Origin of the sequence: Pseudomonas californiensis, assembly GCF_021147775.1 — a bacterium.
Classification (GTDB): domain Bacteria; phylum Pseudomonadota; class Gammaproteobacteria; order Pseudomonadales; family Pseudomonadaceae; genus Aquipseudomonas; species Aquipseudomonas californiensis.
The window spans coordinates 24,788-39,309 of sequence record NZ_JAGTPK010000010.1; the positions used below are offsets into that span (position 1 = coordinate 24,788).

Here is a 14,522-nt window from a genome sequence, read left to right on the forward strand (position 1 = left end):
ATGAGCATTCTCAAGGCACAGCAACTCGACATCGGCTATGGCAGCACACGGATCGTGCAAGACCTCTCGTTCAGCCCGCCACCGGGCAAAGTCACTGCGCTGATCGGCCCTAACGGCTGCGGCAAGTCGACGTTGCTCAAGGCCTTTGCGCGTATCCTCACACCGCAGTCCGGCAGCCTGAGCCTGGACGGCCAGGCCTTCGGACAGTTGTCGGCGAGAGAACTGGCGCGGCGGGTGGCTTTTCTGCCGCAGGTGCTGCCAATCCCGGAGGGTGTCAGCGTGCGTCAGTTGGTGGCCTACGGACGCAGCCCTCATAACAGCCTGTGGGGACGTCTGAGCGGTGCCGACCAACGCAGCGTCGATCAGGCCTTGCAGCGCATGGAACTGGACACGCTGGCCGAACGCCCGCTGTCCGATCTTTCCGGCGGGCAGCGTCAGCGGGCCTGGTTGGCGATGGTTCTGGCGCAGGACGCAGACATCGTGCTGCTCGACGAACCGACCACGTATCTGGACATCAGCCACCAGGTCGAACTGATGGACTTGATGCGGGCGCTCAGCGCCGAAGGCAAAACGGTAATCACCGTGCTGCACGACATCAACCAGGCCTGTCGGTACGCCGATCACCTGGCAATCATGCAGGCCGGGCGTCTGGTGACCTGCGGTTCGCCCGACGAGGTCCTGAATGCCGAACTGGTATGCCAGGTATTCGACGTACAGGTGCAAATTCTTCGCGAGCCGGTCGCGGGCACGCCGATGTGTATCGTCGAACGCAGCACCCGCTGCACCAGTTAGCGGCGCTGACCCGCCGTTCTGCACCGTCCCACCGCATCCTGACACGGCCAACGCGCTACGGGAGGCGTCTGCATCATAAGTTGTCCTGTTGGTCAGTAATTTGCATTGCCGGGGTAAGCACTCCAACAAGACCGCAAGGAGCTAGACCCGATGCACCTGACCAACCCACGTCGTCCGTTGAAAAAACTGCTGTGCGCCATGGCCGCTGTCGTCGGTCTCGGCTCCGCCCTGCTCGCCTCGGCGGCCGATCCACTGAAAGTCGGTTTCGTTTACATCGGCCCTATCGGCGACCACGGCTGGACGTATCAACATGAGCAGGGCCGCAAGGCGATGGTCGCTGCGCTGGGTGACAAGGTCAGCAGCAGCTATGTGGAAAACGTGCCGGAAGGCGCGGACGCCGAGCGGGTCATTCGCAACATGGCCAAGGGCGGCTACGACCTGATCTTCAGCACCTCGTTCGGCTACATGAACCCGACACTGAAAGTCGCCAAGCAGTTTCCAAAAGTGAAATTCGAGCACGCGACCGGCTACAAGCAGGACAAGAACATGGGCACCTATCTGGCCCGCACCTACGAAGGCCGTTACGTGGGCGGTTATATCGCGGCGAAGATGACCAAGACCAAAAAGATCGGTTACGTCGCCTCCTTCCCGATCCCGGAAGTGCTGCGCGACATCGACGCCATCCAGTTGGCCTTGAACAAATACAACCCTGGTACCGAGATCAAGGTGGTGTGGGTCAATTCCTGGTTCGATCCGGGCAAGGAAGCCGATGCCGCCAACGCCCTGATCGACCAGGGCGTGGACGTGGTCTTCCAGCACACCGACAGCCCGGCGCCGATTCAGACCGCCGAGCGTCGTGGCGTCTACGCCGTGGGTTACGCATCGGACATGGCCCACTTCGGCCCCAAAGCGGTACTGACCTCGATCGTCAATAACTGGGGGCCGCATTACATTCAGGCCACCGAGGGCGTGATCAACGGCACATGGACCCCTCAGGATTACTGGGGCGGCCTGAAAGAAGGCACGGTTGAGCTGCCGATCAGCGATCTGGTCCCCGCCGACGTCAAAGCCGAAGCGCAGAAAATCATCGCCAGCATCGAGAGCGGCGAGTTCCACCCCTTCACCGGGCCGATCAAGGATCAGACTGGCACGGTCAAGATCCCGGCTGGCGTGGTCGCGACCAACGCCGAACTGGCGTCGATGAACTATTACGTCGAGGGTATCAAGGCCGAACTGCCTAAATAACTCGCTTGCACAGCCATGCTCTGCGCACAGCGGAGCATGGTCGATCGACATTCGAACCTCACGATTCCCAGGACCGGTTCATGGACCAGCTTCCCATTATTGATATTGCCCCTCTCTACGGCACCGATACCCAGGCATGGCAGCGTGTCGCAGCCCGGATCGACAGCGCCTGTCGGGAATGGGGCTTCTTCTACATCAAGGGTCATCCGATCAGCACTCAGCGGATCGAAGAGGTGCAGGCCGCCGCCAAAGCGTTTTTCGGCCGACCTGCGGCTGACAAGCTCAGGATCGACATCACCCAAAGCACGCATCATCGCGGCTATGGCGCCATTGCTACCGAACAACTGGACCCGGCCTTGCCGAGTGACCTCAAAGAAACCTTCGACATGGGCTTGCACATGAACGCCGCGCACCCGGACGTGCTGGCAGGCAAGCCACTGCGCGGCCCCAACCGCCACCCGGACATACCCGGCTGGGAAGCCTTGATGGAACAGCACTATCTGGACATGCAGGCGTTGGCGCAAACCCTGCTGCGCGCTATGACCCTGGCACTGGGCATCGAGCGGGACTTTTTCGACCAGCGTTTCAAGGACCCGGTCAGCGTGCTGCGCATGATTCATTACCCGCCGCGCCACACCGCTACCTCGAGCGACCAGCAGGGTGCCGGGGCCCACACCGATTACGGCTGTATCACCCTGCTGCATCAGGACAGCGCAGGCGGTTTGCAGGTACGCGACGTGAAGGGCCACTGGATCGACGCACCACCCATCGATGGCACCTTCGTGGTCAATCTCGGCGACATGATGGCGCGCTGGAGCAACGACCGTTACCTCTCCACACCGCACCGGGTCATCAGCCCACTGGGTGCTGACCGCTACTCCATGCCATTCTTTGCCGAACCGCATCCCGATACACGCATTGAATGCCTGCCCGGTTGTCAGAGTGAAACCGATCCGGCGCGCTATCCTGTGACGACCTGTGCCGAGTTTCTGCTCTCGCGCTTTGCCGATACCTACGCTTATCGTCGCGAACAGGAGGCTGCAACTTGAACGGCCGGTCAGGTTTTACCCTGCGCAGCGACGTGCATCTGTAGAATGCCCGCGATCTGCACCTGATGAGAAAAGAACATGTACGACTGGTTGAACGCTTTGCCCAAGGCAGAATTGCACTTGCACCTTGAAGGCTCGCTGGAGCCTGAGCTTTTATTCGCCCTGGCTGAGCGCAACAGGATTGCGCTGCCGTGGAACGACGTCGAAGCGCTGCGCAAGGCTTACGCCTTCAACAACCTGCAGGAATTCCTTGACCTGTATTACCAGGGCGCGGACGTGCTGCGTACCGAGCAGGACTTCTATGACCTGACCTGGGCGTACCTGCTGCGCTGCAAGGAGCAGAACGTTGTCCACACCGAACCGTTTTTCGATCCGCAGACCCACACCGATCGTGGCATCCCGTTCGAAGTGGTACTGGCCGGGATCAACGGCGCGCTGAAGGACGGCAAGTCGAAACTGGGTGTCAGCAGTGGTCTGATCCTCAGCTTCCTGCGTCACCTGACCGAAGACGAAGCCGAAAAGACCCTCGATCAGGCGCTGCCGTTCCGCGAGGCTTTCGTGGCCGTCGGCCTGGACAGCTCAGAAATGGGTCACCCGCCGAGCAAGTTCCAGCGAGTCTTTGATCGCGCCCGCAACGAAGGCTTTCTGACCGTTGCCCATGCGGGTGAAGAAGGTCCGCCGGAATACATCTGGGAAGCGCTCGATCTGCTGAAAATCCAGCGTATCGACCATGGCGTGCGCGCTATCGAAGACGAACGCCTGATGCAACGCATCATTGACGAGCAGATCCCGCTGACGGTATGCCCGCTGTCCAACACCAAATTGTGTGTGTTCGACGACATGGCCCAGCACAACATTCTCGACATGCTCGAGCGCGGCGTAAAAGTCACCGTCAACTCTGACGACCCGGCCTACTTTGGCGGTTACGTGACCGAGAACTTCCATGCACTGTATACGCATCTGGGCATGACTCAGGATCAGGCCAGGCGTCTGGCGCAAAACAGCATGGACGCACGTCTGGTCAAACCGTGACTGACTGACGGGCGTGGTCGGCAGCGATTGTCGATCCCGCCTGCGGCGTCATCCTGATCACAGCAACATGCTCGAAACAGCCGGGCTCGCGGGCGCTCATGCCGCTGACGCTATCCTGTTGATCTCCCGCTGCCCACTCGACGAAACCTGCAAGGTGGTGGATTCCTCTGTCGTGCGCAGCCAACCCATCTGAATAAACAGCTGCAGCAAACCGGCACCCAGCGCACCGCCAAGGTGAGGGCTGCGTCCACCCCATTCAGGGCAGACACACACTGTCCGGCGTTTGCGCTGGGCGAGCGCCGGTATGTAAATGCCGCGTTCCGCAAATTTGGCCATGCCCTTGCTCGTGACTTCCACGCGCTTGTCCTGCTGTTCTATCCAGCCAGCACCCAGCAGACGCTGATAAAGCTCGGCGGCCATTTCACCGCCAAGGTGGTCACTGCAGATGCGGGCCCGGCGCAACGGCAATAACGGGATCGGCTGCGCGACACTGCGGCTGATCTGATCGGCGCTGGCCAGAGATGCGCTGGCCAGCGCCTCGACTGCAGCACCCACTTCAGGCGCCGCCAGGCGAAAGAAGCGCTTGCGACCTCGGGCCTCTTGCTTCAACAGACCGCCGCTGGCCAGGCGCGCCAGATGCGCCCCGGCCGACGACGTCGAGAGGCCCGCCAGCAATGCCAACTCATCGGCGGGGCGAGCAGTACCATCCATCAGTGCCCAGATCATTGCGCTGCGCTTGGGGTCGGCCAGCAATGTCGCAATCTGGCTGATGCAAGGTGCATATTCCATGTATTCACTCCCTGTTGAAACACTCATCTAACGCGATGACATAATGACAGCATTCACGCCCCAGTAAAGTTGAACGCGGACCCAAACTGAAATGACAAGTATAAACCCCACGCTTTACCGGCCGACCGGCAGAACCTTTCGTACGACTTGAAGTATGAACGTTGTAAAAGCCCGGCAACAGAAACAGCCGCCAACAAGGAGCCGCACGGCGTAAAAATAGCTACAGGCCTCGGCATACGGGGGTTTCAGCTTAATCGTCTGAAAAACATCAGGGACAAACAGAAAATAGCCATGACCGACACAACGAGTACTTTTAACAACCCACCCACTTGACGCCTGGCAGGGGCGGCAAGTTTGCATATCGGAAATGCATTTAAACACTTTATTTTCCGACGCATCCGTAGGTCAATTCTACAAGTGCTGTGGCACGCTAAACGTCAGTTATAATTTATTCGCTTACAGCGTGCTGCTTACAACGTGTGCGTAACATATCCAACAGCAGACTGACCGGTTTGCTGAGTTGAGCGCGATGAGCACACAGAAGATTCAGCGGTGCACGCTCACCGAGCAATCCAGGCATCAATACCTGCAGACGGCCAGCCCGAACATCGTCGGCCACGTCCAGCCAGGACTTGTACGCCACGCCCTCACCGGCCACAGCCCAGCGACGCACGACATCGGCGTCATCGCTGAACCGATTACCTTGTACGGTCAGGCTCATCTCCCGTTTGCCGTCGTGAAACGTCCAACGGTCATGAGCACGATCCGCCAGCATGAACATCAGGCAGTTGTGTTGCGCCAGTTGCTCCACCTGCTTCGGTTCGCCATGACGCTTCACATAAGCTGGCGAGGCGCATAACACGCGGCGGTTGTCTGGCAGAACGGAGAGCGCGACCAGACTTGAATCTTCGGGCTCGCCGTAACGCAGGGCGACATCCACTGGCTGCCGAAACAGATCAGCGACCCGATCGCCCAGCAGCAGGCGCACGGTCAGTCCAGGATGCTGACGTTGAAACTCGTCCAGCCATGGCAGCAGCACGTTGCGCCCCAGATCCGATGGTGCAGACAGTTGCAGAACACCCTCACAGCGGTCCTGACTGCTGGCCAGCAACCGCTGTCCTTCCTCAAGACTGCTCAGTGCGGCACGCGCGTATTCCAGAAAGCCCTCACCTTCGGCAGTCAACCGCAGGCTGCGGGTCGAGCGAGCCAACAAGCGCGCACCCAACTGACGTTCAATACGCTTCAGCGCTGCGCTGGCGACTGCCGCCGACAGGTCCATTACCCGCGCAGCAGCTGACAAGCTGCCCAGATCAGCTGCCCTTACGAACAGTTGCAGGTCATCAAAACGCAGCATCGAATTCTCGATTATCAAAATAAAATTGAAAGAGACTGCCGTTTTATCGGGTTTTATCTTGGCTGGAAATAGCCAATGATCCGACCATCACATTCCCACCTTCTGAGGACCCAGCCATGAAAGCCATCGCCTATTACCACTCGCTGCCGATCAGTGACGCTAAGTCACTGCAAAACGTCGAATTGCCCGACCCGGTTGCCGGCCCGCGCGACCTGATGGTCGAAGTCAAGGCGATCTCCGTCAACCCGGTGGACACCAAAATCCGGCAGAACGTCCAGCCTGAAGGCGACAATGCCAAGGTGCTGGGCTGGGACGTCGCAGGCGTGGTCAAGGCGGTTGGCAGCGATGTCACCCTCTTCCAGCCAGGCGACAAGGTGTTCTATGCGGGATCGCTGACACGCCCGGGCGCAAACAGCGAACTGCACGTAGTAGACGAGCGCATTGTCGGGCATATGCCCAAGTCGCTGAGCTTTGCCCATGCTGCCGCGCTGCCGCTGACGGCGATCACGGCCTGGGAATTGCTCTTCGAGCGCCTGAATATCGCGCAGGAAAAAAACCAAACCCAACAGAGCCTGTTGATCGTGGGCGCAGCAGGCGGCGTGGGTTCGATTCTGACTCAACTGGCCCGTCAGTTGACGTCACTCAAGGTCATCGGCACCGCCTCCAGGCCGGAAACCGAAGCCTGGGTACGCGAACTGGGCGCCCATGAAGTACTCGATCACAGCAAACCGCTAAGTGAAGAGCTCAAGCGCGTTGGCCTCGGTGCAGTGACCCATGTCGCCAGCCTGACCCAGACCGATCAACATCTGGACCAACTGGTCGAGGCGCTCAAGCCGCAGGGCAAGTTGGGTCTGATCGACGATCCAAAGTCGCTGGATGTGTCGAAACTCAAGCGCAAGAGCCTCTCGCTGCATTGGGAGTTCATGTACACGCGGTCGATGTTTGAAACCGAGGACATGATCGAGCAACACAACCTGCTCAATCGCGTGGCCGAGCTGATCGACGCCGGCACCCTGAAAACAACCTTCGGCGAGCACTTCGGCACCATCAACGCCGACAATCTGCGTCGTGCCCATGCGCTGCTGGAAAGCGGTAAAGCCAAAGGCAAGGTAGTGCTGGAAGGGTTCTGACGACACAGGTGCAGCGTCAGCAACCACTGACGCTGCACCTTTTTTCACCCGCCCGGATCAGGCAGGTTTGGCCTGCGCATCACGCTTGCTCTGCAAGCGTCGCGTGTATACCGACGCACTGACGGCCAGTACGCCACACAGGCTGATCACCAGCGCCATTGGCGTAGAGGTGCCGTCGTGCAGCACGCCCACCAGACTGGCCGCCGCTGCCGCCACGCTGAACTGCAGGCAGCCCAACAGCGCAGACGCACTGCCCGCGCGCGCCCATTGCCCGTTCATTGCGCACGCTGAGGCGTTGGGAATGATACAGCCCAGGCTCGCTACGCATATGAACAGCGGCACCAGCAATGGCCACAGCGCCTCAGTACGAAACCCGGTAATGGCCAGCAATATCAGGCCTGCCGCGAGATAGACCCATACCGTGCGCACCAGCAGAAACGCCGGGCCAACCTTGCGCAGGATCCGCGCATTGATCTGCGCCACCAGAATAAACCCCGCCGCGTTCATCCCGAACAGCCAGCCGTAGTGCTCGGCAGGCACGCCATACAACTTGATGAACACGAACGGCGAACCGGCGACATAGGCGAACATCCCTGCCATGGCGATCCCGCCGGTCAGTGCATGTCCGATGAATACGCGATCCTTGAACAGATTGCCGTACTGACGCAGGGCGCCACTGAGAGGTTGCCGAGGCGTGCTGGCAGGCATGCTTTCCGGCAAGCCGAGCGCAACAGCCGTCAGGCACAGTGCGCTGAACAGCGTCAGGCTAATGAAAATCGACTGCCAACCGTACGCCCCGACCAGCACGCCGCCGAGCATGGGCGCCAGGATAGGTGCCAGCCCCATCACCAACATCAACTGCGAAAAGACCTTGGCGGATTCAACGGCATTACACTTGTCGCTGACGATCGCCCGCGACAGCACCATTCCCGCACATCCACCCAACGCCTGAACGAAACGCGCACCAATCAGCCATTCCAGGCTGGGCGCAAAGGCACAGGCCAGGGAAGCCAGGGTAAACAGCGTGACGCCAACCAGCATGGGGATCCGGCGACCAAAGCGATCCGCCACAGGACCATACGCCAGTTGCCCCAGAGACAAGCCAAGGAAATACGCTGCCAGGGTCAACTGGACATGCTTTTCGTCAGTGGCGAAGTACAACGCCATAGCCGGGAAGCCAGGCAGATAAAAGTCGATGGCCAACGGGCCGAAAGCGCTCAAAGAGCCAAGAATAAGGATTGTGCGTAGATTCATCGGGTGTCCATCAGCATGTACAGGGCAACGGGTTAGTCTAACCGGCTTACCCTTCAGAGAACGCTGGACGGACAAATTAATTCAAAAATTTACAGCGCAGAAAAAGAAGGAGACTCTGCCAGCCCCCCTTCATTGACTTCAGACCGACTGTGCCTGATAGCCTTCTTCGGTAATCAGCTCGACGACCCGTTCTGCGGGCAATTCACTCTGAACCTGAACCGTTGCGCCAGCAAGATCGACCTGCACATCAGCAGCAGGGTCAGCCTGCTGGATCGCATGAGTCACCGCCTTGACGCAGTGCCCGCACGTCATGCCCTGAACCTTGAATGTCTGCATAGTGGTACTCCTTGATAAGTGAATGGCGCCATCTTCAACCTTGTCATCGTGGCAAGGTCAAGTTTCCGTCGTTCCTGCCGGGCTGGTAATCCGAGGTATCGTGGGCCAAGCTGTATCAACACGTTTACATCATTTACATCAGGAGCATCAGCGATGCGCTGGTCAGCATTCAGCCTCTTCAGCATTATCGGTCTTCTGGCTGCCGCCCCCACCGTCCAATCCGCTCAGGACTACGGCATCCTGATCATTTCCCGAGAGCGCCTCGAAGTTGCGACCTCCTGTGAAATCGGCATCTATATTCAAGACCAGTTGGCGGGCCGACTGTTTCAGGAAGACTCGGTGTCGTTCAACCTTCCCCCGGGTGAAGTGTCCGTGCGTCTGCGCAAGTTGCGGGGCACCATCCCGGGCTGTGAGTCCGGGATGGAAGTGCAGAACAACACCAAAATCCGTCTGCAGGCTGGCGATATTCTCAAGTACCGCATCGCCACTGACTTGAATGGCCTTTACCTCAAGAAAGCCGATCTCAACTATTGATTCGCTCTTGACCTTGCCCATATGGCAAGGTTGATCCTTGCAGGCATACAAGCCTCAGGGAGTGATTGAGATGCAAGACACCATCGCCTTCGACCTGCCCATCAGTGGCATGACCTGCGCCAGCTGCGCCGGTCGGGTCGAGCGTGCCCTGACCAAAGTGCCGGGGGTCAACAGCGTGACGGTCAATCTGGCCAACGAACGCGCCCATGTCGTGACCAGCTCCGGTACAGACCCGCAAACGCTGATTACCGCCGTTACCCACGCGGGCTACAGCGCGACCCTGCTTCAGGACGAAAGCGTCGCGGCGGACAGCAGGCGGCAGAGTCTGCACCGTGAGCGCCTGGCCTTGTTAATGGCGATTGTGCTGGCCATGCCGCTGATTCTGCCGATGCTGCTGTCTCCTTTCGGCGTGCACTGGATGTTGCCCGCCTGGGTTCAATTTGCGCTCGCGACACCTGTGCAGTTCATTCTTGGGGCGCGCTTTTACGTCGCGGCCTGGAAAGCCGTTCGGGCAGGTGCCGGCAACATGGACCTGCTGGTCGCCATCGGCACCAGCGCCGGTTACGGTCTGAGCGTTTATCAGTGGCTGAGCGCAGAACCCGGCAGCACGCCTCATCTGTACTTCGAAGCATCGGCCGTGGTTATCGCGCTGGTACTGATGGGTAAATACCTGGAAAGCCGCGCCAAGCGCCAGACGGCCAGCGCCATTCGCGCGCTTGAGGCGCTACGCCCGGAGCGCGCCCTGCGAGTGGTCGATGGGGTAGAAACCGAGGTCGCAATCAGTGCGCTGCAGATCGACGACCATGTGCTGGTCAAGCCGGGCGAGCGTTTTCCCGTGGACGGCGAGGTTCTTGAAGGTCACAGCCATGCCGACGAAGCACTCATCACGGGTGAAAGCCTGCCAGTGGCCAAACAGCCCGGTGATCGAGTCACGGGCGGCGCCATCAATGGCGAGGGTCGCTTGCTGGTCAGGACCCTGGCACTGGGCTCTGAAACCGTTCTGGCGCGCATCATCCGTCTGGTCGAAGACGCCCAGGCGGGCAAGGCTCCGATACAAAAGCTGGTGGACAAGGTCAGTCAGGTGTTCGTACCGACGGTGCTGGTGATTGCCTTTTTTACCTTGGGTGGATGGCTGTTGATAGGTGCTTCTCTGGAACAGGCCTTGATCAATGCCGTCGCCGTACTGGTGATCGCCTGCCCTTGCTCGCTGGGGCTGGCAACGCCTACTGCGATCATGGCGGGCACCGGTGTAGCGGCGCGCTACGGTATTTTGATCAAGGACGCCGAAGCGCTGGAGCGTGCACATGAAGTGACCGCTGTGGTGTTCGACAAGACCGGCACACTCACCTCCGGCACGCCACGCATCACCAACATGATTGCAGTCGAAGGCAACGAAGAGCTGCTGTTGCAACGGGCGGGTGCGCTGCAGCGTGGCAGCGAACACCCGCTGTCCAGAGCAGTGCTGGATGTCTGCCATGAATGGCAACTGAAACTTGACCCTGTCGAAAACAGCCGGGCACTGAGCGGGCTCGGTATTGCGGGCACGGTTCAGGGTCACAACCTGGTGCTGGGCAATCGGCGTCTGCTGGAAGACAGTGGCTTGTCCATGGGTGAACTCGCCGAATCGGCACGTATCTGGGAAACCGAAGGCAGAACCTTGTCCTGGCTGATCGAGGAGGCGCCCGAGCCCAAAGTCATCGGCCTGTTCGCTTTCGGCGACACGCTCAAGCCTGGAACTGATCAAGCAGTGCGGGAACTGAACGACCGGGGCATCACCAGCCATCTGCTCACCGGTGACAACCGGGGCAGCGCTCAGGTCGTCGCAAAGGCGCTGGGCATCCACGATGTGCACGCCGAAGTCCTGCCGGCCGACAAATCGGCAGCGGTGACCCAATTGAAAGCCCATCACGTGGTCGCCATGGTCGGTGACGGCATCAATGATGCTCCGGCCCAGGCAGCCGCCGACATTGGCATCGCCATGGGCGGCGGCACGGACGTCGCAATGCACGCGGCGGGCATTACCCTGATGCGCGGCGACCCGCGCCTGGTTCCCGCCGCCTTGGACATCAGTCGCAGAACCTACGCCAAGATCCGTCAGAATCTGTTCTGGGCCTTCGTCTACAACCTCATCGGCATCCCGCTTGCGGCGCTCGGTTACCTCAACCCGGTCCTGGCCGGTGCAGCCATGGCGCTGTCGAGCGTCAGCGTGGTCGGCAACGCCTTGCTGCTCAAGACCTGGAAACCCAAAAATATCGGAGAGGCGCCATGAACATCGGTCAGGCGGCGAAGAGCAGCGGATTGAGCGCCAAGATGATCCGTTATTACGAATCCACTGGCCTGCTGCGCGCGGCGCATCGCAGCGACAGCGGCTATCGCCTTTACGGCCCTGATGACCTGCACAGCCTGGCGTTCATCAAGCGCTCGCGGGACCTCGGGTTTTCGCTGGAGGAAGTCGGCAAACTGCTGACCCTCTGGCAGGATCGTCAGCGCGCCAGCGCCGACGTCAAAGCTCTCGCCCGTCAACACATCGTCGACCTGAACCAGAAGATCGAAGAACTGGCCAGCCTGCGTGACACCCTTCAGGAGCTGGTCGAACACTGCCAGGGCGACGACCGTCCAGACTGCCCGATCCTCAAAGACCTCGCCTCGGGCGGGTGTTGTGATCGCCGCAAATAATCCAGAACCGAGCTTCTGCCCTTGTGGCGCGCGGCTTCGGTGCGCGATAGCCTGTGGGAAGTCCCCGGCAGTGTTGATACTTCGCCTTCACATCCGTCTTCGTGAGCAAGCTCACTCCCACGGGCGCTCCGTTTGCTGACGAAGAGGCCGGTGTGCTCATGAAGTTACCCGCTGGATATCGAATTCAACGCCAGGATCAGAATCAAAAACCTCCAGCCACTGCGGGCCGAAAACAAACAGCGCCTTTATCCCCCGATAGCCGTCACACCGCAGAACGCGACGCAAGGTGCAGGCTGAGTTCTGGCGCTGATCCGGGGGGCAATCGGCATGGATGCCGATTGAGCTGCACCGGGCCATGGATGGCCCGTTGCAGCGACCGCCGGATCAGCGTCAGGACGAAGGAATCCGCCGCAGGCGGACCCAACCGGAGCCTTGGGCTTTGCCCACTTTGGCCCCCTCAAAGTGGGTCGCCGAGGGGCGAAAAGGTGACCTCAGCCGAGCGCGCAAGTCACTGAGTCCACAGTCCCAAATGCCTCAAGCAAAGCCATCCAAACCTTGGAAAACTCCGATCCTGACGACAGTATACATATCCAGACGGGGTTCGCGCTGCCAAGAAAGGTTCCGTCCTGACGGCCGGGTCACTTTGTTTCGACAAAGTAACCAAACCATTTGCGCTGACGTCAGGCCCCGGCAAGCCGGGGTTCCCTCATGCAGACATCGTGGAAGGGGCCCGCGCCGACGGGCCATCCATGGCCCAACGGCGCTCTCTCGGCATCCCTGCCGATCGACCCCTTCCACGACGCCTGCATTCGGCCTTCCATACGCGCGATTGGCGTCGTCAGTGAGATTGGGGGTTGAAGATCAAGATCAAAGGCAAAGGTGATAGACGGATCAGTCTGATATTGATGCGGCGTCTTCAAATCAGTCTTCGTGAGCAAGCTCACTCCCACCCGATGCGAAGCAAGGTGCAGGCTGAGTTCTGGCGCTGATCCGGGGGGCAATCGGCATGGATGCCGATTGAGCTGCACCGGGCCATGGATGGCCCGTTGCAGCGACCGCCGGATCAGCATCAGGACGAAGGAATCCGCCGCAGGCGGACCCAACCGGAGCCTGGGGCTTTGCCTACTTTGGCCCCATCAAAGTGGGTCGCCGAGGGGCGAAAAGGTGACCTGAGTCGGGCGCAGACATCACTGATATCCACAGACTGCAACGACCGTATCCATTGAAATCTCTGCTCAATATCGCCCGGCCAGGCAATCAGATCAAACAAAGCCAAGTCGCAGCAGAACAAAAAACAAACCCGGCATAAGCCCGGTCTGCTCAAGTCATCACTGCAACCAGGGCGGTGGCGGCTCTTCGGTGGACTTGCTCGGTGGCGCATCATCTGCAGCGCGGGCTGCCTGACGGCGGGCCTCGTCCAGACGAGCAGCTTCGATTTCGCGCAAGACTCCACCCACATCGGCTTCGTCTTCCGGCTCATCGAACTCACCGGTCAGCACCGTGGCGGGCGACAGCGTGCCCGCTTCGTAATACGACCACATTTCCTTGGCGAATCTGGTAGTGCGCAGCTCGGGCGCAAAGCGGCCGAAGTACAGGGCCATGTTGCCCACATCGCGTTCGAGCATGCTGAACGCATGGTTGTTGCCCGCCGCATCGACCGCCTGGGGCAAATCGATGATGACCGGACCGGACGGCGCCAGCAGCACGTTGAACTCGGAAAGGTCACCGTGCACCAGACCGGCACACAACATCAGCACGATCTGCTCGATCAGAAACGCGTGGTACTCGCGCGCCTGATCCGGCTCCAGCACCACATCGTTCAAACGTGGCGCAGCGTCACCGTATTCATCGGCGACCAGCTCCATGAGCAGTACGCCTTCCAGGAAGTCATACGGCTTGGGCACACGGACGCCCGCACTGGCCAGCCGGAACAGCGCTGCCACTTCAGCGTTCTGCCACGCGTCCTCGGTTTCTTTACGACCGAACTTGGAGCCCTTGGCCATGGCCCGGGCCTGTCGGCTGTTGCGTACCTTGCGACCTTCCTGATACTCGGCCGCCTGGCGGAAACTGCGTTTGTTAGCCTCCTTGTAAACCTTGGCGCACCGCAGCTCTTTGCCACAGCGCACCACATAAACAGCTGCCTCTTTACCACTCATGAGCGGGCGCAGCACCTCGTCGACCAGACCGTCTTCGATCAGGGGTTCAATGCGTTTAGGAGTTTTCATCAGCTTTTATTGTGGGTCCTTTGTTGCCAGATACGCGATTGTTGCCGTTATACGGCAATCCTCAGCCAGCGAGTAGGGGGTAGTGTTTCTTACATTGCTTTGGTTT

General features: G+C 59.9%; 13 protein-coding genes. 8 read left to right on the forward strand and 5 right to left on the reverse strand.

Annotated elements, in window-relative coordinates:
• The 4 genes from fecE (at nucleotide 1) to KDX37_RS11765 (ending at nucleotide 4,118) form a co-directional block, all read left to right on the forward strand.
• Nucleotides 1–792, forward strand: a complete 792-nt coding sequence (fecE, locus tag KDX37_RS11750) for a Fe(3+) dicitrate ABC transporter ATP-binding protein FecE (RefSeq protein ID WP_231652882.1) — start codon at nucleotides 1–3, stop codon at nucleotides 790–792.
• A gap of 150 nt (nucleotides 793–942) precedes the next feature.
• Complete coding sequence (locus KDX37_RS11755) at nucleotides 943–2,037, forward strand: BMP family ABC transporter substrate-binding protein (RefSeq protein ID WP_231652883.1); 1,095 nt, start codon at nucleotides 943–945, stop codon at nucleotides 2,035–2,037.
• A gap of 80 nt (nucleotides 2,038–2,117) precedes the next feature.
• The gene (locus KDX37_RS11760) at nucleotides 2,118–3,086 is read left to right on the forward strand and encodes an isopenicillin N synthase family dioxygenase (RefSeq protein WP_231652884.1); all 969 of its coding nucleotides are present in this window, start codon (nucleotides 2,118–2,120) and stop codon (nucleotides 3,084–3,086) included.
• Nucleotides 3,087–3,164: 78 nt separating this feature from the next.
• A complete protein-coding gene (locus KDX37_RS11765) occupies nucleotides 3,165–4,118 on the forward strand; it encodes an adenosine deaminase (protein WP_231652885.1) in 954 nt (317 codons plus the stop codon).
• A 96-nt stretch (nucleotides 4,119–4,214) separates the two neighbouring features.
• On the opposite strand, the gene KDX37_RS11770 is transcribed toward KDX37_RS11765, so the two are convergent.
• Nucleotides 4,215–4,907, reverse strand: coding sequence for an ArsR/SmtB family transcription factor (locus KDX37_RS11770; protein ID WP_231652886.1), 693 nt, complete (start codon nucleotides 4,905–4,907; stop codon nucleotides 4,215–4,217).
• Nucleotides 4,908–5,355: 448 nt separating this feature from the next.
• Complete coding sequence (locus tag KDX37_RS11775) at nucleotides 5,356–6,261, reverse strand: LysR family transcriptional regulator (RefSeq protein WP_231652887.1); 906 nt, start codon at nucleotides 6,259–6,261, stop codon at nucleotides 5,356–5,358.
• Nucleotides 6,262–6,377: 116 nt separating this feature from the next.
• On the opposite strand from KDX37_RS11775, the gene KDX37_RS11780 reads away from it, so the two are divergent.
• On the forward strand, nucleotides 6,378–7,391 hold the full coding sequence (locus tag KDX37_RS11780) for a zinc-binding alcohol dehydrogenase family protein (RefSeq protein WP_231652888.1): 1,014 nt from the start codon (nucleotides 6,378–6,380) through the stop codon (nucleotides 7,389–7,391).
• Between the two features lie 57 nt (nucleotides 7,392–7,448).
• Here the strand turns inward: KDX37_RS11780 and KDX37_RS11785 are convergent, their stop codons facing one another.
• Both KDX37_RS11785 and KDX37_RS11790 read right to left on the reverse strand, forming a co-directional pair.
• The gene (locus tag KDX37_RS11785; protein ID WP_231652889.1) at nucleotides 7,449–8,645 is read right to left on the reverse strand and encodes a multidrug effflux MFS transporter; all 1,197 of its coding nucleotides are present in this window, start codon (nucleotides 8,643–8,645) and stop codon (nucleotides 7,449–7,451) included.
• 138 nt (nucleotides 8,646–8,783) lie between these two features.
• A complete protein-coding gene (locus KDX37_RS11790) occupies nucleotides 8,784–8,981 on the reverse strand; it encodes a heavy-metal-associated domain-containing protein (protein WP_231652890.1) in 198 nt (65 codons plus the stop codon).
• Nucleotides 8,982–9,134: 153 nt separating this feature from the next.
• On the opposite strand from KDX37_RS11790, the gene KDX37_RS11795 reads away from it, so the two are divergent.
• From KDX37_RS11795 to cueR, 3 genes are all read left to right on the forward strand, one after another.
• Complete coding sequence (locus tag KDX37_RS11795; protein WP_231652891.1) at nucleotides 9,135–9,515, forward strand: hypothetical protein; 381 nt, start codon at nucleotides 9,135–9,137, stop codon at nucleotides 9,513–9,515.
• 70 nt (nucleotides 9,516–9,585) lie between these two features.
• Entirely contained in the window at nucleotides 9,586–11,784 is a 2,199-nt protein-coding gene (locus KDX37_RS11800) for a heavy metal translocating P-type ATPase (RefSeq protein WP_231652892.1), read from the forward strand.
• Nucleotides 11,781–12,191, forward strand: a complete 411-nt coding sequence (gene cueR, locus KDX37_RS11805; RefSeq protein WP_231652893.1) for a Cu(I)-responsive transcriptional regulator — start codon at nucleotides 11,781–11,783, stop codon at nucleotides 12,189–12,191. The genes KDX37_RS11800 and cueR overlap by 4 nt, the downstream gene beginning before the upstream one ends.
• Before the next feature lie 1,328 nt (nucleotides 12,192–13,519).
• Here cueR and KDX37_RS11810 read toward each other — a convergent pair.
• On the reverse strand, nucleotides 13,520–14,416 hold the full coding sequence (locus KDX37_RS11810; RefSeq protein ID WP_231652894.1) for a PA4780 family RIO1-like protein kinase: 897 nt from the start codon (nucleotides 14,414–14,416) through the stop codon (nucleotides 13,520–13,522).
• Nucleotides 14,417–14,522: the final 106 nt, after the last annotated feature.

Excerpts from the sequence above, each read along its gene's own strand:
- fecE (WP_231652882.1), top strand. The coding sequence starts at position 1 with ATGAGCATTCTCAAGGCACAGCAACTCGACATCGGCTATGGCAGCACA.
- KDX37_RS11755 (WP_231652883.1), top strand. The coding sequence starts at position 943 with ATGCACCTGACCAACCCACGTCGTCCGTTGAAAAAACTGCTGTGCGCC.
- KDX37_RS11760 (WP_231652884.1), top strand. The coding sequence starts at position 2,118 with ATGGACCAGCTTCCCATTATTGATATTGCCCCTCTCTACGGCACCGAT.
- KDX37_RS11765 (WP_231652885.1), top strand. The coding sequence starts at position 3,165 with ATGTACGACTGGTTGAACGCTTTGCCCAAGGCAGAATTGCACTTGCAC.
- KDX37_RS11770 (WP_231652886.1), bottom strand. The coding sequence starts at position 4,907 with ATGGAATATGCACCTTGCATCAGCCAGATTGCGACATTGCTGGCCGAC.
- KDX37_RS11775 (WP_231652887.1), bottom strand. The coding sequence starts at position 6,261 with ATGCTGCGTTTTGATGACCTGCAACTGTTCGTAAGGGCAGCTGATCTG.
- KDX37_RS11780 (WP_231652888.1), top strand. The coding sequence starts at position 6,378 with ATGAAAGCCATCGCCTATTACCACTCGCTGCCGATCAGTGACGCTAAG.
- KDX37_RS11785 (WP_231652889.1), bottom strand. The coding sequence starts at position 8,645 with ATGAATCTACGCACAATCCTTATTCTTGGCTCTTTGAGCGCTTTCGGC.
- KDX37_RS11790 (WP_231652890.1), bottom strand. The coding sequence starts at position 8,981 with ATGCAGACATTCAAGGTTCAGGGCATGACGTGCGGGCACTGCGTCAAG.
- KDX37_RS11795 (WP_231652891.1), top strand. The coding sequence starts at position 9,135 with ATGCGCTGGTCAGCATTCAGCCTCTTCAGCATTATCGGTCTTCTGGCT.
- KDX37_RS11800 (WP_231652892.1), top strand. The coding sequence starts at position 9,586 with ATGCAAGACACCATCGCCTTCGACCTGCCCATCAGTGGCATGACCTGC.
- cueR (WP_231652893.1), top strand. The coding sequence starts at position 11,781 with ATGAACATCGGTCAGGCGGCGAAGAGCAGCGGATTGAGCGCCAAGATG.
- KDX37_RS11810 (WP_231652894.1), bottom strand. The coding sequence starts at position 14,416 with ATGAAAACTCCTAAACGCATTGAACCCCTGATCGAAGACGGTCTGGTC.